This is a genomic window from Cronobacter dublinensis subsp. dublinensis LMG 23823, from assembly GCF_001277235.1.
Classification (GTDB): Bacteria; Pseudomonadota; Gammaproteobacteria; order Enterobacterales; family Enterobacteriaceae; genus Cronobacter; species Cronobacter dublinensis.
This window is the reverse complement of record NZ_CP012266.1, coordinates 2,580,053-2,597,659: the sequence shown is the minus strand read 5'-3', so window position 1 is coordinate 2,597,659 and position 17,607 is coordinate 2,580,053. Positions and strand designations below refer to the sequence as shown.

Annotated in this window: 19 protein-coding genes, 1 pseudogene and 1 riboswitch; of the genes and pseudogenes, 10 read left to right on the top strand and 10 right to left on the bottom strand. The window is 58.6% G+C overall.

The genetic code is table 11. The features are described 5' to 3' along the window. Positions 1 to 23 precede the first annotated feature (23 nt). Complete coding sequence (locus AFK67_RS11775) at positions 24 to 263, bottom strand: YobH family protein (protein WP_007714124.1); 240 nt, start codon at positions 261 to 263, stop codon at positions 24 to 26. 158 nt (positions 264 to 421) lie between these two features. Here AFK67_RS11775 and mgrB point away from each other — a divergent pair, with 158 nt between their 5' ends. From mgrB to rlmA, 6 genes and pseudogenes are all read left to right on the top strand, one after another. Beyond that, positions 422 to 565 (top strand): PhoP/PhoQ regulatory lipoprotein MgrB, encoded by a 144-nt coding sequence (gene mgrB / locus AFK67_RS11770; protein ID WP_007714125.1) that lies wholly within the window; start codon positions 422 to 424, stop codon positions 563 to 565. Positions 566 to 617: 52 nt separating this feature from the next. Further along, on the top strand, positions 618 to 905 hold the full coding sequence (locus tag AFK67_RS11765) for a YebO family protein (RefSeq protein WP_007714128.1): 288 nt from the start codon (positions 618 to 620) through the stop codon (positions 903 to 905). Positions 906 to 925: 20 nt separating this feature from the next. Then, a complete protein-coding gene (locus AFK67_RS11760; protein ID WP_032966640.1) occupies positions 926 to 1,933 on the top strand; it encodes an MBL fold metallo-hydrolase in 1,008 nt (335 codons plus the stop codon). A gap of 519 nt (positions 1,934 to 2,452) precedes the next feature. Next, positions 2,453 to 2,594, top strand: a pseudogene (locus AFK67_RS21990) (DUF2627 domain-containing protein); the annotation flags it as partial. 15 nt (positions 2,595 to 2,609) lie between these two features. Continuing rightward, positions 2,610 to 2,819, top strand: a complete 210-nt coding sequence (gene cspE, locus AFK67_RS11755) for a transcription antiterminator/RNA stability regulator CspE (protein ID WP_004386688.1) — start codon at positions 2,610 to 2,612, stop codon at positions 2,817 to 2,819. Between the two features lie 152 nt (positions 2,820 to 2,971). Further along, on the top strand, positions 2,972 to 3,787 hold the full coding sequence (rlmA, locus tag AFK67_RS11750) for a 23S rRNA (guanine(745)-N(1))-methyltransferase (protein WP_007714135.1): 816 nt from the start codon (positions 2,972 to 2,974) through the stop codon (positions 3,785 to 3,787). Here the strand turns inward: rlmA and mntP are convergent. The 5 genes from mntP to manX form a co-directional block, all read right to left on the bottom strand. Continuing rightward, complete coding sequence (mntP, locus tag AFK67_RS11745) at positions 3,784 to 4,350, bottom strand: manganese efflux pump MntP (RefSeq protein ID WP_007714139.1); 567 nt, start codon at positions 4,348 to 4,350, stop codon at positions 3,784 to 3,786. The two genes, rlmA and mntP, sit on opposite strands and share 4 nt — an antisense overlap. Positions 4,351 to 4,355: 5 nt before the next feature. Then, a riboswitch (yybP-ykoY riboswitch) is annotated at positions 4,356 to 4,528 on the bottom strand. Between the two features lie 197 nt (positions 4,529 to 4,725). Next, a complete protein-coding gene (locus tag AFK67_RS11740; protein ID WP_007714142.1) occupies positions 4,726 to 5,184 on the bottom strand; it encodes a DUF986 family protein in 459 nt (152 codons plus the stop codon). A gap of 60 nt (positions 5,185 to 5,244) precedes the next feature. Beyond that, positions 5,245 to 6,096: a PTS mannose transporter subunit IID gene (locus AFK67_RS11735; protein WP_007749946.1), complete on the bottom strand. Its 852-nt coding sequence runs from the start codon at positions 6,094 to 6,096 to the stop codon at positions 5,245 to 5,247. A 12-nt stretch (positions 6,097 to 6,108) separates the two neighbouring features. Then, a complete protein-coding gene (locus AFK67_RS11730; protein ID WP_007714149.1) occupies positions 6,109 to 6,909 on the bottom strand; it encodes a PTS mannose/fructose/sorbose transporter subunit IIC in 801 nt (266 codons plus the stop codon). A gap of 65 nt (positions 6,910 to 6,974) precedes the next feature. Next, positions 6,975 to 7,937 carry a PTS mannose transporter subunit IIAB gene (gene manX / locus AFK67_RS11725; protein ID WP_007714152.1) on the bottom strand — a complete coding sequence of 321 codons (963 nt, stop codon included), beginning with the start codon at positions 7,935 to 7,937 and terminating at the stop codon, positions 6,975 to 6,977. Positions 7,938 to 8,400: 463 nt separating this feature from the next. Between manX and yoaE the strand changes: the two genes are divergently transcribed. Next, entirely contained in the window at positions 8,401 to 9,963 is a 1,563-nt protein-coding gene (gene yoaE, locus AFK67_RS11720) for a CNNM family cation transport protein YoaE (RefSeq protein ID WP_007714155.1), read from the top strand. A 3-nt stretch (positions 9,964 to 9,966) separates the two neighbouring features. Here yoaE and AFK67_RS11715 read toward each other — a convergent pair whose 3' ends face one another. The 4 genes from AFK67_RS11715 to pabB all read right to left on the bottom strand — a co-directional run bounded on the left by AFK67_RS11715 (position 9,967) and on the right by pabB (position 15,178). Next, complete coding sequence (locus AFK67_RS11715; protein ID WP_007714158.1) at positions 9,967 to 11,565, bottom strand: cyclic di-3',5'-guanosine monophosphate phosphodiesterase PdeD; 1,599 nt, start codon at positions 11,563 to 11,565, stop codon at positions 9,967 to 9,969. A 131-nt stretch (positions 11,566 to 11,696) separates the two neighbouring features. Continuing rightward, positions 11,697 to 13,061, bottom strand: coding sequence for an L-serine ammonia-lyase (gene sdaA, locus AFK67_RS11710; protein WP_032966643.1), 1,365 nt, complete (start codon positions 13,059 to 13,061; stop codon positions 11,697 to 11,699). 171 nt (positions 13,062 to 13,232) lie between these two features. Next, positions 13,233 to 13,811 (bottom strand): CoA pyrophosphatase, encoded by a 579-nt coding sequence (locus AFK67_RS11705; RefSeq protein ID WP_007714165.1) that lies wholly within the window; start codon positions 13,809 to 13,811, stop codon positions 13,233 to 13,235. A gap of 2 nt (positions 13,812 to 13,813) precedes the next feature. Next, the gene (pabB, locus tag AFK67_RS11700; RefSeq protein WP_032966645.1) at positions 13,814 to 15,178 is read right to left on the bottom strand and encodes an aminodeoxychorismate synthase component 1; all 1,365 of its coding nucleotides are present in this window, start codon (positions 15,176 to 15,178) and stop codon (positions 13,814 to 13,816) included. 92 nt (positions 15,179 to 15,270) lie between these two features. Here pabB and AFK67_RS11695 point away from each other — a divergent pair, with 92 nt between their 5' ends. The 3 genes from AFK67_RS11695 to AFK67_RS11685 all read left to right on the top strand — a co-directional run bounded on the left by AFK67_RS11695 (position 15,271) and on the right by AFK67_RS11685 (position 17,607). Further along, positions 15,271 to 15,459, top strand: a complete 189-nt coding sequence (locus tag AFK67_RS11695) for a YoaH family protein (protein ID WP_007714172.1) — start codon at positions 15,271 to 15,273, stop codon at positions 15,457 to 15,459. 139 nt (positions 15,460 to 15,598) lie between these two features. Continuing rightward, positions 15,599 to 16,606 (top strand): 3-oxoacyl-[acyl-carrier-protein] synthase III C-terminal domain-containing protein, encoded by a 1,008-nt coding sequence (locus tag AFK67_RS11690; RefSeq protein WP_007714174.1) that lies wholly within the window; start codon positions 15,599 to 15,601, stop codon positions 16,604 to 16,606. Beyond that, positions 16,603 to 17,607: an NAD-dependent epimerase/dehydratase family protein gene (locus AFK67_RS11685; RefSeq protein WP_007714176.1), complete on the top strand. Its 1,005-nt coding sequence runs from the start codon at positions 16,603 to 16,605 to the stop codon at positions 17,605 to 17,607. Before AFK67_RS11690 ends, AFK67_RS11685 begins: the two co-directional genes overlap by 4 nt.

Genomic DNA, 17,607 nt, shown 5'->3' with positions numbered 1-17,607 from the left:
GCGGCTTTTTACTGGGCTGCGAGTTAGCCGTTATCGACCACGGTTTCGCTTTTACGCAGCACCGGGCAGGCGGTCATACCGATAAGCCCGCTGTCAGAATGGATAAACTGCGCGTTGACTACCTGTCTTGCCGTCAGATAACGGCACTGTAACCCTAACCCTGCGGCGTTCTCATGGCTGCCAATTAAAATGCCATAGCCGCTGAAAAGCAGTACGCCCCAGGCGACGACCAGCAATGCGGCGATACGAATCAAATAACGCATAACGGCTCCGTTTGTTCACGTTCAGGCGTACAGCCTGCCGGGCGTGCCGCCTCGTCGCAAGGAGAGGATTCCGGATCGCGTGACTTAACGTTACAGTGATATTTGGTTTAAGGTTTCCGTGATAATTTGGCCCCGTAAATGCCGTAACGGAGAACGTAGTGAAAAAATTGAGATGGGCTATTTTGCTGGCCGTGCTGGTGGCCTGTTTATTGCTGTGGACGCAGACTATCAACGTAATGTGCGATCAGGACGTTCAATTTTTCAGCGGCATTTGCACCATCAATAAGTTCATCCCCTGGTAACGCCTCATGCCGTGACGGTGGTAAGATAGCGCGTTACTTTGAGGTGGTTAGCATGAATGACATTGTAAATTCTGGTGCATTAAATTTCGCCTCCCTGGCGATTTCTCTGGTGGGCGTCGTTGTGGCGCTGGTGGCCTGGTTCTTTATCAACCGCGCGAGCGTTCGCGCCAGTCAACAGGTGGCTCTGCTCGAAGCGCTGCTTGAGCAGGAAAAACGGCAAACGGCGCTGCTGCGTCGCCTCTGCAACGCGAATGAGCCGCAGGACGAGACGCCGGCCGCCGCACCCGCCGCCACTCAGGATGACGACGACGGTTTTGTCCGCCTGGTGGCTGAACGTTAATTGCCAACGCCAGCGAGGTGATGGGCATGGTCTGGAAAAATCCCTGGTACGATCCCACAAAAGCGCATCACCGTCCTGACGGCTTCTGCAACACGCACGACGTCGGGCATCAGCCCGGCGATTTGCGCCGCTGGCAGGATGAACGTAAAGCTCAGGGGCTGCCTCATCCGCCTGCGGACGGTTACGAGGCGTTCATCCGCCAGTGGTGGCAACCCGCCGTTATTGAAGGCGAGGACGACGGCGTCTGGTGGCTTGGCCACGCCACGCTGTTGATTCGCCTTAATGGCCGTTATCTGCTCACCGATCCGCTTTTCTCGCGCCGCGCCTCGCCCGTCAGCTTTTATGGACCTGCCCGCAAAACGCCGCTGCCGCTTGAGCTTGCCGGCCTTCCGCGCCTCGACGCGGTGCTGATTTCGCACAATCACTACGATCATCTGGACAACAGCACGATACGGCGGCTGGCAAAACGCTATCCAGACGCAGCATACTTTGTGCCGCTGGGCCTCAAAGGGTGGTTTACGAAGCGCGGCATCACGAACGTGACGGAGCTTGACTGGTGGGAAAGCAGAGCCTGGGAAGGGCTGCAAATAACCGCCGTCCCCGCGCAGCACTGGAGCATGCGAACGCCGTGGGACCGAAATCGATCGCTTTGGTGCGGCTGGGTAACAGAAAGCGCGTCGCAGCGCTTCTGGTTTAGCGGCGACAGCGGGTATACGCCGGAACTGTTGGAGATCCCGCGCCGTCTGGGGCCACTCACCGGCGCGGCCATTCCCATTGGCGCCTATGCGCCGCGCTGGTTTATGGCGCCGCATCACATGGATCCGCAGCACGCCGTCGAACTGTGGCAGCATGTGGGCAGGCCGCTTGCCATCCCCATTCACTGGGGCGTTTTCGAACTGGCGGATGAATCTCTGGATACGCCGCCGCAGGAGCTGCTAAGCGCACTTGCTGAACGTAACGAAAAAGCAGAAACGTTCGCGCCGCGCCGTATTGGGCAATATTTATCCCTGAGTGCTAATAAACGTTAAGCAAGAATATATCGGGCTGGTTAAATTTAATTCTGCCTGGCCTATTTATTAGTCAGACTGTCTTATTCCGTGTGCCTCTTTTTGAGGCAATTTCATTAAACTGTCATTATTTTGGTGCAGAAAGTAAATTGCTTGTACAAACTTTTTTGATTTGTACATTGTTTACTGCCCTCAGGCTGTAATAAAGCCTCATTAAAATGGAGTTTAACGACATTAATGAATAAGCTTTTGCAAAAATAATAACAGGGCGGTAATGACAACTTGCGCGCTTTCGTGTTGCCTGGACGAAATGAAGTTATTGAGCTAAGTTTAAAAAGTGCATTCAGGCATGATGCCGGACCCGGGCGACGAAACCCCTTTTGCAGGGCTTTGTTTGCCTCTTCTGTGCTTTATTGTCAGGCACATAGCGATTTGTTGAGGAATCTGTGCGACAGATCGTGCAGTGTATAAAAATGGCTTGCCATTGTTTACGTTGTATGTGATAACAAGTTTTGGGTTAAACGAGGTACAGTTCTGTTTATGTGTGGCATTTTCAGTAAAGAAGTCCTGAGTAAACACGTTGTCGTTGAATACCGCTTCTCTGCCGAACCTTATTTCAGTGCCTCAAGCAGTAATGTCTCTGTTTTATCTAAGTCAGCGCCTGCGGGCGAACAAAACAATTGAAGGAATTTGCAAAATGGCAAAGATTAAAGGTCAAGTTAAGTGGTTCAACGAATCTAAAGGTTTTGGTTTCATTACTCCGGCTGACGGCAGCAAAGATGTGTTTGTACACTTCTCTGCCATCCAGGGTAATGGCTTCAAAACTCTGGCTGAAGGCCAGAACGTTGAGTTCGAGATTCAGGACGGTCAGAAAGGTCCGGCAGCTGTTAACGTAGTTGCTATCTAATCGCACTTAAACTGACCCGGTGCCTTGTTTCACCGGCCAGCTATTTTAAAGCCTCGCCTCTGGCGGGGCTTTTTCGTCGATAACGCGCGCCAGCGTTTCCCCGTCTGCCGAATCACGCTACACTTCGCGCTTTGCGCTGTTTCGGAGTCGTCATGTCTTTTCTCTGCCCCCTTTGCCATTTGCCGCTGCAGGCGCAAGCCAAAAGCTTTCGCTGCGCCAGTCATCACCAGTTTGATATCGCGAAGGAAGGGTACGTTAATCTGCTGCCGGTTCAGCACAAACGATCGCGCGATCCGGGCGACAGCAGTGAAATGATGCAGGCTCGTCGCGCGTTTCTCGACGCCGGGCACTACGCGCCGCTGCGTGACGCCGCTGCCCGGATGCTGGCTATAACCCTGCCTGAGCGCGGCGCGACGCTACTCGATATTGGCTGCGGAGAAGGGTACTACACCCACGCGTTTGCGGCGCTCACCACCGCCCGCAGCGGGCACAGCTGGGGGCTTGATGTGTCGCGAAGCGCGATTCGCGCGGCCGCGAAGCGTTATGACGACATCGCCTTCTGTGTGGCATCAAGCCATCGTCTGCCGTTCCCCGATGCCTTTTTCGACGCGGTGGTGCGTATTTACGCGCCCTGCAAAGCCCAGGAGCTGGCGCGTGTGGTGAAACCCGGCGCGGTGGTACTGACCGTCACGCCAGGCCCGCGACATTTAGTTCAGCTGAAAGGGCTTATTTATGATGAGGTGCGGTTACATGCGCCGAATCAGGAAGCGCTGCCGGGCTTTACGCTCGCAGGCGAAGAGGCGTTGGGTTATGAAATGTGCCTGAATGGCGAAGAGGCGACGACGCTACTGCAGATGACGCCGTTTGCCTGGCGCGCGCGCCCCGAGGTGTGGCAGACGCTGCGGGAAGAAACATCATTTACCTGCGAAACCGATTTTTGCCTGCGCGTGTGGCGGCGCGACGCTTAACCCGCGAAATGGCTCCAGAGGATCTGGCAGCCAATGCCAATCAGCACGACGCCGCCCAGGATCTCCGCCCGTTTGCCAAGCAGCGGGCCAATGAAGCGGCCAATCATCATGCCGAGCGTGGACATGATCAGCGTCGCGCAGCCGATAGCGAGCGCGGTTTTGAGGATATCCACCTGAAGAAAGGCGAGGCCTACGCCGACCGCCATCGCATCAAGACTGGTGGCGAACGCGGTCGTGACCAGTAGCCAGAAGCTGTGGCGGCGGATTTTTTCCGGCTCGTCATCGCCGCCGCCTCGCACGCCTTCGAGGATCATTCGCCCGCCGAGGAACACCAGCAGCACAAACGCAATCCAGTGGTTCCAGGTCAGTACAAACTGCGTAGCCAGCAGCCCCAGCAGCCAGCCGACCAGCGGCGTAATGGCTTCGATAACGCCGAAGATCAGACCCGTGCGCAGGGCGTCGGAAAATTTGGGTTTATGCAGCGTGGCGCCTTTGCCAATAGAAGCCGCGAAAGCGTCCATTGACATGCCGAAAGCGAGAAGCAGGGTTGCGGAAAGATTCATACACAGGTCCTGACCGGGATCTCCATATACACGCCAACCGCCCCCAGTAAACAGCAGCAGCGTGCAATGGTCTCGCCTGACTGAAAGGGCTTCAGTCCGTACGCGCCACGTTTTGCAACGAGTATGTTGACGCGTACATTTCCTGTACGAAAATTGGCTACTCCCCAATGACGGGCGCAACCTTACCATATTCCAGACGGCAAAGACAATAATCAGGTAATACGCTTTTAGTTATAAATGAGAATGGTTTTCGATTAACGGCAGGACGTGAAGAACTTGTTAAGAATTAAAGTAAGGAGACCGTGGGGAATATAGCACGGGCTATAAGTGCGGTTATTTTTTACGCGTAAAAATAGCCTGTGCTATATTTATAGTTTATTGATTATTAAGCATAAACTGGTAAATCTTCTCCAGGTCGTCAATATTCTTTACCCGCACGAGTAAACGCAGCTTCGGTAATTGGACTACCAGCACGCCATCCTCCGATAAATTCATTGTCTTAATATGATTATATTTCACCCAGCCCGCGCCAAAGAAAAAGCCTTCGCGCTTAAAGCGTATTTGCGGCTCGCGGATCCAGAAGAGATAAATTGCCACCAGTCCCAGCGCGCACAGCAGCCAGGTGGTGAGCGGCGCGCCATGCGTCGTCACGTTCTGCCAGAGCAGGATGGCGACCAGGCCGGTGAAGATGAGACCGTCAACGCGACCGCGTCGCAGCAGCGCCACCCGCAGCAGCGTCTTGCCGTGACGCCGTTCCATGCCCCACTGGTCGTAAATGGCCCAGCCCAGCAGCGCGATAATAAAAGTGACCAGAACCCCGTCCGTCAGCGTCATGCCGTCTCCCTTAAATAAAAAAGCCGGGAGCCATAGGCCCCCGGCGAACACACTGCGCCGTTACTGGCCGAGCAGGCCGACCGCGTAACCGGCGATACCAATCACGAAGAACCCGACGATTATCCACAGCGGATTCACTTTTTTACGCAGTAACCACATACAGGCGAACGTCAACAGCAGCGGCACCAGGCCCGGCATCAGCTGGTCCAGAATGGTTTGTACCGTGGTGACTTTTTGGGCGCCCGTCTGGTCGGTGATGCGCGATACGACCAGCGGGATATTCACGTGCGTCCACTTATTAACGAGCGCCCCCATGACAAACAGGCCGAGAATGGACGCCCCCTCGGTCAGTTTTTGCAGGAAGCCGCCGCCCATATCCTTGACGATATCGACGCCTTTGCGATAGCCATAAGCCACGCCATAGTAGCGGGTGGCTAGGCGCACCAGGTTAAACAGCACAAAGAACAGCAGCGGGCCGAGCAGGCTGCCGCTCATCGCGATACCCGCGCCGAGCGCCGCGAACACCGGACGCACCGTACCCCAGAAAATCGGGTCGCCGACGCCTGCGAGCGGTCCCATCAGCCCCACTTTAATGCCGTTAATCGCGCCGTCGTCGATGGCCGCGCCGTTCGCGCGCTGCTCTTCCATCGCCAGCGTCACGCCGAGCACCGGCGCCGCGACATACGGATGGGTGTTGAAAAACTCCAGATGGCGCTTAATCGCCTGGCGGCGCGCTTCATTATTCTCAGGATAAAGGCGACGAATCGCCGGGATCATTGAGAAGCAGAAGCCGAGCGCCTGCATACGTTCAAAGTTCCACGATCCCTGGAAGAGGTTAGAGCGAATAAATACGCCGCGCACATCGCCCGGGGTCAGCTTTTTCTCACCCGTTGTTTTAGTCATATCAACCATGTCGCTCACCTGTTAATCCAGTTCGTTATCAAGATCGTTCGCGCCTGCAGACTGCGCGGGAGCCGCTGCCGAGCGGTTATATTTCGGGCTCAGCTGGATATAGAGCACCGCCATAACGGTGCCAATCACGCCCAGCGCCACGAGGTTGAAATCGGTAAAGGCCGCGGTCACGAAGCCAAGATAGAAGAACGGCATCAGGTAGCCCGCGCGCATCATGTTGATGACCATCGCGTAACCTACCACCACAATCATGCCGCCTGCGATATTCAGGCCGCCGGTTACCACTTGCGGGATGGCGCTCAGCATCTGCTGTACTTCGCTGGTGCCGACAGAAATCGCCACGATAACCGCCGGGATCGCGATACGCATCGCCTGTAAGAACAGAGACGAGACGTGGATCCAGGAGAGCGCGGTGAGGTTGCCGTTCTCGGCCGCCTTATCAGCCGCGTGCTGGAAGCCGACAGTAATAGTACGCACGATGATGGTCAGCACCTGGCCTGCCGCCGCCAGCGGAATGGCCAGCGCAATACCGGCGCCGATGCTCTGATGCCCGGCGATAACCAGAATGGTGGAAATGATCGACGCGAGCGCGGCGTCAGGCGCCACGGCGGCCCCGATATTCATCCAGCCGAGCGCTATCATCTCCAGCGTACCGCCGATGATAATGCCGGTTTTCATGTCGCCCAGCACGGCCCCGACCAGGGTACAGGCCACCAGCGGACGGTGAAACTGAAATTCATCAAGCACCGATTCCATACCGGCGATACAGGCGACGATGAACACCAGCACAATCTGAAGAGTGGTAATCTCCATTGTACTTCTCCTGTGATATCAAACTGACGTGTAAAAACTGAGTAATTGTTAACCGTGCAAAGCCGTCAATGCGCTGCTTTGCTGATTAAATCCATCATTTTCAGTCGGGGATCGTTTGAGACTTTACGCACTTCCAGCTCAATGCCGCGCGCGTTGAGTTTCTTAAAGGCCTCGATATCTTTCTCATCGACGGAGACGGCGTTGTTTACCTGCGTTTTGCCCTGCCGATACGCTATCCCGCCGATATTCACGGAGGTGATGTTAACGCCGCCTTCCACAACACGCTCGACGTCGGTCGGGTTGGTGAACAGCAGCATCACGCGCTCGCCCGCGTATTTCGGGTTGTTATAGACGCGGATCATTTTGGCCACATCCACCACGTGCGCGGTCACGCCCGGCGGGGCGACCTGGGTGAGCAGCGTTTTACGCACGTTGTCAGCGGCGACTTCATCGCTCACAACAATAATGCGCGTGACGTTGGTCTCTTTGGTCCAGCGGGTGGCGACCTGGCCGTGGATCAGACGGTCGTCGATACGGGCGAGGCCGATGACCATATAATCTTTCGGGCCCATCGGTTTTGCCGGTGCCGCCGCTTTCGGGGCAGGGGCTGCGGGTGCGGCTTTTACTGCGGGTTTAGCTTTCAGCGCTTTGACGCCTTCGCGGCCGGTTTCCACCGCAAGCGCTACCAGCTCATCGAACGTCGGGTCGTCATCGCGCGCCATTAAGGTTTCGACGAGCATCGGGATATTTACCCCGGCGACGACTTCATGGTTGGGCTGGTCTACGACAATGCGGCTTGCCGCGTTGAACGGACTGCCACCCCAGGTATCGACCAGAAAGATGACGCCTTTGCTGGTGTCCAGTTTTTCGAGCTGCGCGCGGTATTTTTCGATCAAGGTTTCCGCATTTTCGCCGGGCACGAAATCGATCCAGCCAACATTTTCCTGCTCGCCTAACAGCATTTCCGCTGTTTTAAGCAGTTGTTCAGCCGCCCAGCCATGCGTGCCTATGACAATAGCAATGGTCACTTGCTACCTCCGTGGTTATCGTCAGTACCCTTACAGGCACCGCTAACAATGATTCGCTTATCGAATCGATTCAGATAAGGATTTGTAAGCATTCAGAACCCAAGCACGAATTATTTTAGAACGCGAAAAAATAATGTTTGTGATGAAGCTCCGTAATTTCGTTAGCAAAACAAGGCATTCGGCGTACGCGGAAAAATATGCGCGTATTTTGTGTCATGGCGATTGCAAATTCTGGTAAATCTTTGCCAAATGCTACAACCCTTTGTTAAGGTAGATTTCCGATTAATTCACAGGAGTAGCGGGCAGCAGCCCACCGTATGGACCGTCACCGACGTCTTTTCTTTTCCAGGCTTTCATCAGCCGTCATATCACAAGGCTTTCGCCTTAACTCACTGATAAACCCTATTAAAGCGCCCAACACCGTTGGGGTGCCGTTTAGTCATTCCTTGCGCAGGAGCCTGTTATGGAATTCTTAATGGACCCCTCCATCTGGGTCGGCTTATTAACGCTGGTCGTGCTGGAGATCGTGCTCGGCATCGACAACCTCGTCTTTATCGCCATTCTCGCGGATAAACTGCCGCCGAAGCAGCGCGATAAAGCGCGTTTGATTGGTTTATCCCTGGCGCTGGTGATGCGCTTAGGTTTGCTGTCGCTGATCTCCTGGATGGTGACGCTCACCCGTCCGTTGTTCAGCGTCTGGGACCTGAGCTTCTCCGGCCGTGATTTGATTATGCTTCTTGGGGGGCTGTTCCTGCTGTTTAAGGCCACAACCGAGCTGCATGAACGTCTGGAAAACCGTCAGCACAACGACAGCCACGGCAAAGGCTACGCCAGCTTCTGGGTCGTGGTATTGCAGATTGTGGTGCTTGATGCCGTCTTCTCGCTGGATGCGGTGATAACGGCGGTCGGTATGGTGAATCATCTGCCGGTGATGATGGCTGCGGTGGTGATTGCGATGGGCGTGATGCTGCTCGCCTCGAAACCGTTGACGAACTTTGTTAACGCGCATCCGACAGTGGTGGTGCTCTGCCTGAGCTTCCTGCTGATGATTGGTCTGAGCCTGGTGGCGGAAGGCTTCGGTTTCCATATTCCGAAGGGCTATCTCTACGCGGCCATCGGTTTTTCTATCATCATCGAGTTTTTCAATCAGGTGGCGCGCCGCAACTTTCTCAAGCATCAGTCGAACCTGCCGCTGCGCGCGCGTACCGCTGAAGCTATCCTGCGCCTGATGGGCAACCGTCGTCGCCCGGCGCCGGTCAGCGAAACCGAACATCACGCCGTGGTGCCGGTGCACGCCGAAGCATTTGCCGAAGAAGAGCGCTATATGATTAACGGCGTACTGACGCTGGCTTCTCGTTCGCTACGCAGCATCATGACGCCGCGCGGCGAAATCAGCTGGGTGGACGCCAGCCGCAGCGTTGATGAAATCCGCGAGCAGTTACTGTCATCGCCGCACAGCCTGTTCCCGGTGTGTCGCGGCGAGCTCGATGAAATCATCGGCGTGGTGCGCGCCAAAGAGCTGCTGGTGGCGCTGGAAGAGGGTGTCGACGTCGCGGCCATCGCCTCGGCGACCCCGGTCATCGTGGTGCCGGAGACGCTGGATCCGATCAACCTGCTGGGCGTGCTGCGTCGCGCGCGGGGCAGCTTTGTTATCGTCAACAACGAGTTTGGCGTAGTGCAGGGCCTGGTCACGCCGCTGGACGTGCTGGAGGCCATCGCGGGCGAATTCCCGGACGCCGATGAAACGCCGGAAATCATCCACGACGGCGACGGCTGGCTGGTGAAAGGCTCAACCGACCTGCACGCATTGCAGCAGACGCTGGATCTCCCGTCGTTAGTCAGTGACGAAGAAGATATCGCGACGGTGGCTGGCCTGGTTATCGCCATTAACGGGCAGATCCCGCGCGTGGGCGACGAACTGGCGATGCCGCCGCTGCGTATCACCATCGTTGAGGCGAATGACTACCGCATCGATCTGGTGCGCGTGGTAAAAGACGCGCCGCTGCACGACGACGAAGAAGAATAACCGTTAAATTATTGGTGCCGGCAAGCGTCGGCGCCAGAACGGCGTGCCCGGATGGGCGCGCCGTTGTTCCAGCCACTGCGGCAACGCCTCAAGCGGCATCGGATGCGCGAATAAATACCCCTGCAACACCGGCACGCCGAGGCGGCACAAATACGCGGCCTGCTCTTCGGTTTCCACGCCTTCCGCCACCAGTTCAATCTTCAGCCGTCTTGCCATCGCGATAATAATGTCCGTCACGGTCGAGTTCACGGCATCGGTGCCGATGGCCGCCGTAAAGCGTTTATCCATTTTAAGCACGTCGGGGCTTAACGTTTCCAGATACGAGAGCGAACTCTGGCCGGTGCCGAAATCGTCGATCGCAAGCTTCACGCCGAGCTGGCGCAGATCGTGCGCCACGCGGTAGTCCACTTCGGGCAGCGCGTCGCGCTCGGTCAGCTCCAGAAACAGCGGCTGCACCGGGCGGGACGGATACCAGTAGCGCTTCAGATCGTCAATGATCACGCCCTGATGAAAGTGGCTGGCGGCGATATTCACTCCGATGTGGAAATCGGCGGAGGCCGGGAAAAAGTGGCGCTGTTCGACCGTTTTAATCAGCACATAACGTGTCAGCGCGTTAATCAGCCTGAGCTGCTCGGCAAGGGGGATAAACACATCCGGCGCGATGGGCCCCAGGCGTGGATTATTCCAGCGCAGGAGCAGCTCCACGCCCGTGCATTCGCCGGTTTTACCGCTCACCAGCGGCTGGCAGTAAACCTCAAACTCATTGTTGGCGATGCCAAGATTGATCTCCCAGGAAAAACTCATGCGACGGGCGGTCGCAAGCCAGGCGATGTAGCCGATCAGCAGGCTTAACAATACCGCGAGCGGCAGCTGGCTCGGCAGGTTTTTCAGCGCCAGCGCGCCCGGCGACGGGCCATACAGCGTGACCGAGAATGGGTAGCGGCTGGAGGATTTTTCATAACGCGTCAGGTTGTCGCCGGTGGGCAGCGCCTCCACGAGGCCGCGCCCATATTCCAGATGCGAGCCCGCCACATCGAACAACACGTGTTCGATGCCCGGTGGATCCGGGTTAAGCAGCAGGCCTGAAATAAACTCGATATTCACCGACTGCAACACGCCTGACATGCCGTTATCAATGGCGGGCGTCCAGACGATCAACACCGGGCTGCCTTTGAGCAGCGAGCGGTCGCGCGAGAGGCGCATCAGCGGCGTGGGGGCGGGCAGATGCGGCTGCAACTGGTGAACCGGCACGTTGCGCTCGCCGAAAATGCTGGAGCAGTAGAGCGTACCGTCATTGATAAGCGCGATAGAGCGCACCGTCTGCAGGCTCGCCGCCATCTCGCGCAGCTGGCGATGCACCTGCTGGCACGGCATTCCGACCAGCGGCAGCAGCGCGGCGCGCGCGGCGTCCAGCGGCACCAGCAGTTCGTCGAGCGTCGCAACCGCATGCGCGGCGTAGCGCGTGGTGTCGCGCTGATACTGTTTGCGGTCAGAGAAATAGCGTATGCCCAGCGTCAGAATCAACGCCAGCAGGGCGAGGACGACACAGAGGATCAACCGCCGACGGCGGTAAGCCCGAATAATACGCTGCGCTTTTTGCATAGGCTTCATCTCTCAGGCTCAGCTGAGTAATAAAAGGCTGAATGTTAAGAGTGTAGTGGGGGTTGACGCGACGGGAGGAATAAAAGGCGGACGGTGATAAAAAAGCGCCGCAAGCGCGGCGCTGTGAGGTGTTAATCACACTGAACTTTGATGGCCAGGCCGCCGCGTGAGGTTTCACGGTATTTGGCGTTCATATCCTTGCCGGTTTCGTACATGGTCTCGATAACCTTGTCGAGCGAGACGCGCGGCTCGCTGGTGCGGCGCATCGCCATGCGCGAGGCGTTGATCGCCTTCACCGAGGCAATCGCGTTACGCTCGATGCACGGCACCTGTACCTGGCCCGCGACCGGGTCACAGGTCAGCCCCAGGTTATGCTCCATGCCGATTTCCGCGGCCACGCACACCTGTTCCGGGCTTGCGCCCAGCAGTTCAGCAAGACCCGCCGCCGCCATCGAACAGGCGACGCCCACCTCGCCCTGGCAGCCCACTTCGGCGCCGGAGATAGAGGCGTTCATCTTATACAGCGTGCCGATAGCGCCCGACGCCAAAAAATAGCGGATGTAAATATCGGGGCTTACCGACTCGATAAAGTGATCGTAATAGGCCAGCACCGCCGGGACGATGCCGCAGGCGCCGTTGGTCGGCGCCGTCACCACGCGACCACCCGCGGCGTTCTCTTCGTTCACGGCGAGCGCGAACATGTTTACCCAGTCCACCACGTTCATCGGATCGCTGGAGAGCTTATCGCTCGCCACCAGCAGACGGCGCAGCGCGGAGGCGCGACGCGGCACGCGCAGCGGCCCCGGGAGCACGCCTTCGGTGTTCATCCCGCGATCGATACAGGCGCGCATGGTCTGCCAGACATCCGCGAAATAGTCTTCAATCTCTTTTTTGCTGTGCAGCGCCAGCTCGTTTTTCATCACCAGGCCGGAGAGCGACAGGCCGGTTTCTTTGCAGTGCGCCAGCAGCTCTTTGGCGGAGTGGAACGGATACGGCACGTTCACCTCATTGCTGGCGGTTTTGCCGAAATGTTCTTCGTCGACGATAAAACCGCCGCCGATGGAGTAATAGGTTTTGCTGTAGATTTCTTTGTCGCCGCTGTAGGCGTGAATGGTCATCCCGTTCTCATGCAGCGGCAGGTTGTCGCTCTGAAAACGCATGCCGTTATCTTTCGGGAAATCCACTTCGTGGCTGCCCTGAGCAAGCAGCAGACGGCCGCGCGTTTCCACATCCCGGATAAACGCCGGTATGGCATCGATATCCACCGTGGCGGGTTCATTGCCAGCCAGACCCATAATAATCGCGATATCGGTATGGTGGCCTTTGCCGGTCAATGAGAGCGAGCCGTAGACGTCCACCGCGACGCGGGTGACGTCCTGCAATAATCCTTTTTCGACCAGGTCATCGACGAACTGCTTCCCGGCCTTCATCGGCCCTACGGTATGGGAAGAGGAGGGACCAATGCCCACCTTAAACATGTCGAATATACTAATCACGTGGTAACTCCTGACAGAGTCATCTGCCCCGCAGATGACGGTGTGAAAACAGCGCATAGTGTAAGAGGTTATTGTGCTGCGCAGTTAACTATTCACATGAATTATACTAATGGATACGGCAAGGCCGCCTAATAAAGTGCTGCAGATCGCACTTTTCACCCTTAATAATAGTCAGGGCTTATGGCCGATTTGTAGCGCCAGCTCACGAATAATGCCTGCGGTCATCCCCCAGACAAAATAGTGCTCATACCAGGAGAGCCAGACGCGATGGCTGTTGCCGCGCCGGTGAATGTCGAGCGGGTGATAACGCCCGAGCCGCAGCGCCTCGGCGAGCGGCATCTCAAACACCGCCGCCACTTCTTCTTCGCTGGCGTGATAAGGCAGATCCGGCGGGATAATCCCCACCACCGGCGTTACCTGAAAACCGGTCACGCTGTCGACCGGCGGCAGCACGCCTATCACCTCGACCGATTCCGGCGGGATAGCCACTTCTTCCTGGGCCTCGCGCAGCGCCGCGGCAATCAGCGAGGTATCGGTGTCATCCACCGCGCCGCCGGGAAAGGCCACCTGGCCCGCGTGTTTTCGCAGCGTCGCGGCGCGCTGCGTCAGCAGCAGGCCCGGCTCCGGGCGGCGGACCACCGGCACCAGCACCGCTGCCTGACGCTGATTCAGGCTATGGCGGGTTGTTTGTGGGCGCAGCAGCTGAAAACGCGATAAAAACCGGTCGAGCGTCAGCGGGCTGTTTTCCATGTCTACCTCTCTAATGCGTGCAGGATACGGTTAACTTTATCAAAAGTTTCCTGATATTCCGCCGCTTCCTCGCTGTCCGCCACGATGCCGCCGCCGGCGGAGCAGTACAGCATGCCGCTTTCGGCCGTCAGCGTGCGAATGGTGATGCTGGTGTCCATCGCGCCGCAAAAGCTGAGGTAGCCGATGCTGCCGCACCAGGCGTTGCGCCGCTGCGGCTCCAGTTCTTCGATGATTTCCATTGCCCGCACCTTCGGCGCGCCGGTTATCGAGCCGCCGGGAAAACTGGCGCGCAGCAGGTCAGTCGCGTGCAGTGGCGATGGCAGCGTCGCGGTTATCGTGCTCACCAGATGGTGCACCGCCGGGAACGGCTCGACCACGAACAGCTCGGGCACCTTCACGCTGCCGGGCGTCGCCACGCGGCCAATGTCGTTACGCAACAGATCGACAATCATCAGGTTTTCGGCGCGATCTTTCGGCGACTGCGACAGCCGCGCGGCCTGTTTCGCGTCTTCCTGCGGATCGCGAAGGCGCGGGAGCGTGCCTTTAATCGGCCGCGTCTCGATATGACCGTCATGCAGGCGGATAAACCGCTCCGGCGACAGACTTAATATCGCCTGGTCCGGCAGGCGTAAAAAGGCGCTGAACGGGGCGCGGTTAGCGGCGTTGAGCGTTAAAAACGCCTGCCATTCGTCGCCTTCATACGCGGCGCTAAAGCGCTGCGCCAGGTTCACCTGGTAGCAATCGCCGCTGCGCAGATACGCCTGTACCCGGCGGAACTTCTCGCCATATTGCTCGCGCGTCATATTCGAGCGCCAGGGCGTGGTTAAACGAAAGGGCGCGGTCTTTACGGGCTGCTGCGCCTCAAGCCAGGCGAGACGGGCGCGCGCGTCGCCATAGCAGAGCAGAGTGAGCCGCTGACGCTGGTGGTCGGCTATCAGCGCCCAGTCATAAATACCGACCGCCATATCCGGCGCGTTGACATCGGCGGCGGCCTTAACGGGCAGCCGTTCGAAGCGCCGTCCGAGATCGTACCCGAACAGCCCCAGCGCGCCGCCCTGAAACGGCAAATCGGCGTCCGGGCGCGGAGCGAACGCGAACCGCGCCAGCGCCGCCTGCAACAGACGCAGCGGGTCTTCTTCGCTCTGCTGGCAACCGTGCGCGTCTTGCGTCATAGTGAGCGCCCCCCGCGTGGTGAGCGTGACGCGCGGCTCGGCCACCAGAATATCAAAGCGGTTATGCGGATGGTCGGCAAACCCCGAATGCAGCAGCATCGCCCAGGGGCGGTCGTGCAACGCGCTGAAAATGTCTTGCAGCGCATCGGCGCGCCAGGGCAGGGAGATCAGTTCAGGAGTCAGGTTCGTATTCATCAGGACGACAGATAAACAGTGCGCGGGCGGCGTCTGGCGCTGGCTCGCGCGGCATGAAATAATTGAACTCAGCAATGTAACAGGAGTCAGCGATGTTTGCAGGTTTACCTTCTCTCACCCATGAACAACAACAGCAAGCGGTCGAACGTATTCAGGAGCTGATGTCACAGGGCATGAGCAGCGGCGAGGCCATCGCGCAGGTGGCGCAGGAAATTCGCGCCACGCACAAGGGCGATCGCATTGTCGCGCGTTTCGAAGATGAAGACGACGAAGACCAGTAAGCCCACCATTTCTGGCAAGCGCCGCGATATTTGTTTGTCCCTGCTGACGTGATATCGTCGCGCCACTGACAACAACGCCAGACACCATTTCAAATCACGTCCCCGCCCGCGGGGACGTTCAGCTCAGGGACCGCGCCTCATGGTATTCACACCTCACGCCCCGCCAGCCTCACGGCTCAGGATCATCGCGACCGGTAAGGCGCTTCCCGAACAGATAATCACCTCGGACGAACTCGACCGCCGCCTCGGCAAGCCTGCGGGCTATGTTGAACGCCGCTCCGGCATTCTGCGTCGCCACCACGCCACTCACGACGCCAGCCAGGCGGCGCTCGCCGCCGCCGCGCTCCACGATGCCTGCGCCCGCTATGCTATCCCTCTGGCTTCCATCGATCTGCTCATCTCCGCCTCGGCTATTGCCGTTCAGGCGCTGCCCTGTTCGGCGGTGCATGTGATGAAAGCGGCAGGCTTACCGGCTGGCACGGCGGGGTTTGATGTCAATAGCAGTTGCGTGAGCTTTATTACCGCGATGCAGGTAGCCTCGGCGCTGCTGACGAGCGGCAGCTATCGCCGCATCGCCATAGTGGCGGCGGATATCGCCTCGCGCGGCATCGACTGGCAGCATGAAGAGTCGTCGCTGATTTTCGGCGACGGCGCGGCCTGCGCGATTGTGGAGGCGGGCGACGGGCGCGCCGGGATCCTGGCGATGAAATCAGAAACCTATCCGCAGGGCAGCGAGCTGTGTGAGATCCGTGCGGGCGGGACGCGCAAAAACCCCCGCGCCGGGATGGACGAGAGCGATTTTCTGTTCCATATGCAGGGCAAAGCGCTGTTCCGCCAGGCCTCCTCGCTGATAGACGGCTTCTGGCAGCGGCTGCTGGATGCCGCCGGACTGACGCTGAATGACATTGCGACCGTCGTGCCCCACCAGGCGAGCCATCTGTCGCTGGAACATATGCGCAAGCGCCTGAAAGTAAAGCCGGAGGTGCTGGTGGATATCTACCGTCTGCACGGCAACCAGGTTGCCGCGTCGGTGCCTACCGCGCTGCACGAGGCGTTTACCACCGGCCGCGTGAATCCTGGCGAGCCGGTGATGCTGGTCGGCACCGCCGCAGGCTTAACGCTCGCCGGTATGGTGCTGCTGCCATGAAATATCTGGTGACGGGCGCGACCAGCGGGCTTGGACGCAATGCGGTCGAGGCGCTGCTGGCGCAAGGGTGTGCGGTGCGCGCCACCGGGCGCGACGCGAAAGCGGGCGCGGCGCTTGCCGCGCAGGGCGCGGAGTTCGTGCCGCTGGAGCTTGCGCAGGCCGATGACGCCCGCGTTGACGCGCTGCTGCGCGGCTGCGACGTGGTATGGCACTGCGCGGCGAAATCCTCGCCCTGGGGCAGCGCGCAGGCGTTTCACGCGGTCAACGTCGCCGCGACTGAGCGCCTTGCCCACGCGGCGGCGCGCGCAGGCGTCACGCGCTTTATCCATATCTCCACGCCCGCTATCTATTTCGATTTCCGTCATCATCACAATGTGAATGAACGCTACCGGGCGGCCCGTTTCGCCTGCCATTACGCCAGCAGTAAGTATGCCGCTGAGCAGGTCATCACTGCCGCCGCGCAGCGTTTCCCGCACGTCACCTTTGTTATTCTGCGCCCGCGCGGGCTGTTCGGCCCGCATGACCGGGTGATTATCCCGCGCCTGCTGCGCCAGCTGGAGGCCGATCGCGGCGTGCTGCGTCTGCCGCGCGGCGGCGAGGCGCTGCTGGATCTCACCTGGGTCGGCAACGTCGTGCACGCGATGCAACTGGCGACGCGCCAGCCAGGGCTGACGTCCGGCGAGGCGTTTAACATCACCAATCAACAGCCGCAGCGGCTGATAACGATGCTCGACCACCTGTTGCGCGACGAACTTCAGCTGCAGTATCGGGTGGCGTCGGTGCCCTGGCCGCTGCTCGCGCTCGTCGCGCAGGGCATGGAACTGCGCGGACGCCTCACCGGCGTGGAGCCGCGCCTGACGCGCTACAGCGCAGGCACCGTCAGTTTTGATATGACGCTTAATCAGGACAAGGCGATAACCCGTCTTGGCTATCGCCCGCCGGTCTCGCTCGAGGACGGCGTGCGCCTCACCGGCGCATGGCTGCGCGCAAGGAGACGCTGA

What these genes read in the sequence shown, in the direction of transcription:
- AFK67_RS11775 (WP_007714124.1), bottom strand. Translation starts at nt 263, where the DNA reads ATGCGTTATTTGATTCGTATCGCCGCATTGCTGGTCGTCGCCTGGGGC.
- AFK67_RS11765 (WP_007714128.1), top strand. Translation starts at nt 618, where the DNA reads ATGAATGACATTGTAAATTCTGGTGCATTAAATTTCGCCTCCCTGGCG.
- AFK67_RS11760 (WP_032966640.1), top strand. Translation starts at nt 926, where the DNA reads ATGGGCATGGTCTGGAAAAATCCCTGGTACGATCCCACAAAAGCGCAT.
- cspE (WP_004386688.1), top strand. Translation starts at nt 2,610, where the DNA reads ATGGCAAAGATTAAAGGTCAAGTTAAGTGGTTCAACGAATCTAAAGGT.
- rlmA (WP_007714135.1), top strand. Translation starts at nt 2,972, where the DNA reads ATGTCTTTTCTCTGCCCCCTTTGCCATTTGCCGCTGCAGGCGCAAGCC.
- mntP (WP_007714139.1), bottom strand. Translation starts at nt 4,350, where the DNA reads ATGAATCTTTCCGCAACCCTGCTTCTCGCTTTCGGCATGTCAATGGAC.
- AFK67_RS11740 (WP_007714142.1), bottom strand. Translation starts at nt 5,184, where the DNA reads ATGACGCTGACGGACGGGGTTCTGGTCACTTTTATTATCGCGCTGCTG.
- AFK67_RS11735 (WP_007749946.1), bottom strand. Translation starts at nt 6,096, where the DNA reads ATGGTTGATATGACTAAAACAACGGGTGAGAAAAAGCTGACCCCGGGC.
- AFK67_RS11730 (WP_007714149.1), bottom strand. Translation starts at nt 6,909, where the DNA reads ATGGAGATTACCACTCTTCAGATTGTGCTGGTGTTCATCGTCGCCTGT.
- yoaE (WP_007714155.1), top strand. Translation starts at nt 8,401, where the DNA reads ATGGAATTCTTAATGGACCCCTCCATCTGGGTCGGCTTATTAACGCTG.
- AFK67_RS11715 (WP_007714158.1), bottom strand. Translation starts at nt 11,565, where the DNA reads ATGCAAAAAGCGCAGCGTATTATTCGGGCTTACCGCCGTCGGCGGTTG.
- AFK67_RS11705 (WP_007714165.1), bottom strand. Translation starts at nt 13,811, where the DNA reads ATGGAAAACAGCCCGCTGACGCTCGACCGGTTTTTATCGCGTTTTCAG.
- pabB (WP_032966645.1), bottom strand. Translation starts at nt 15,178, where the DNA reads ATGAATACGAACCTGACTCCTGAACTGATCTCCCTGCCCTGGCGCGCC.
- AFK67_RS11695 (WP_007714172.1), top strand. Translation starts at nt 15,271, where the DNA reads ATGTTTGCAGGTTTACCTTCTCTCACCCATGAACAACAACAGCAAGCG.
- AFK67_RS11690 (WP_007714174.1), top strand. Translation starts at nt 15,599, where the DNA reads ATGGTATTCACACCTCACGCCCCGCCAGCCTCACGGCTCAGGATCATC.
- AFK67_RS11685 (WP_007714176.1), top strand. Translation starts at nt 16,603, where the DNA reads ATGAAATATCTGGTGACGGGCGCGACCAGCGGGCTTGGACGCAATGCG.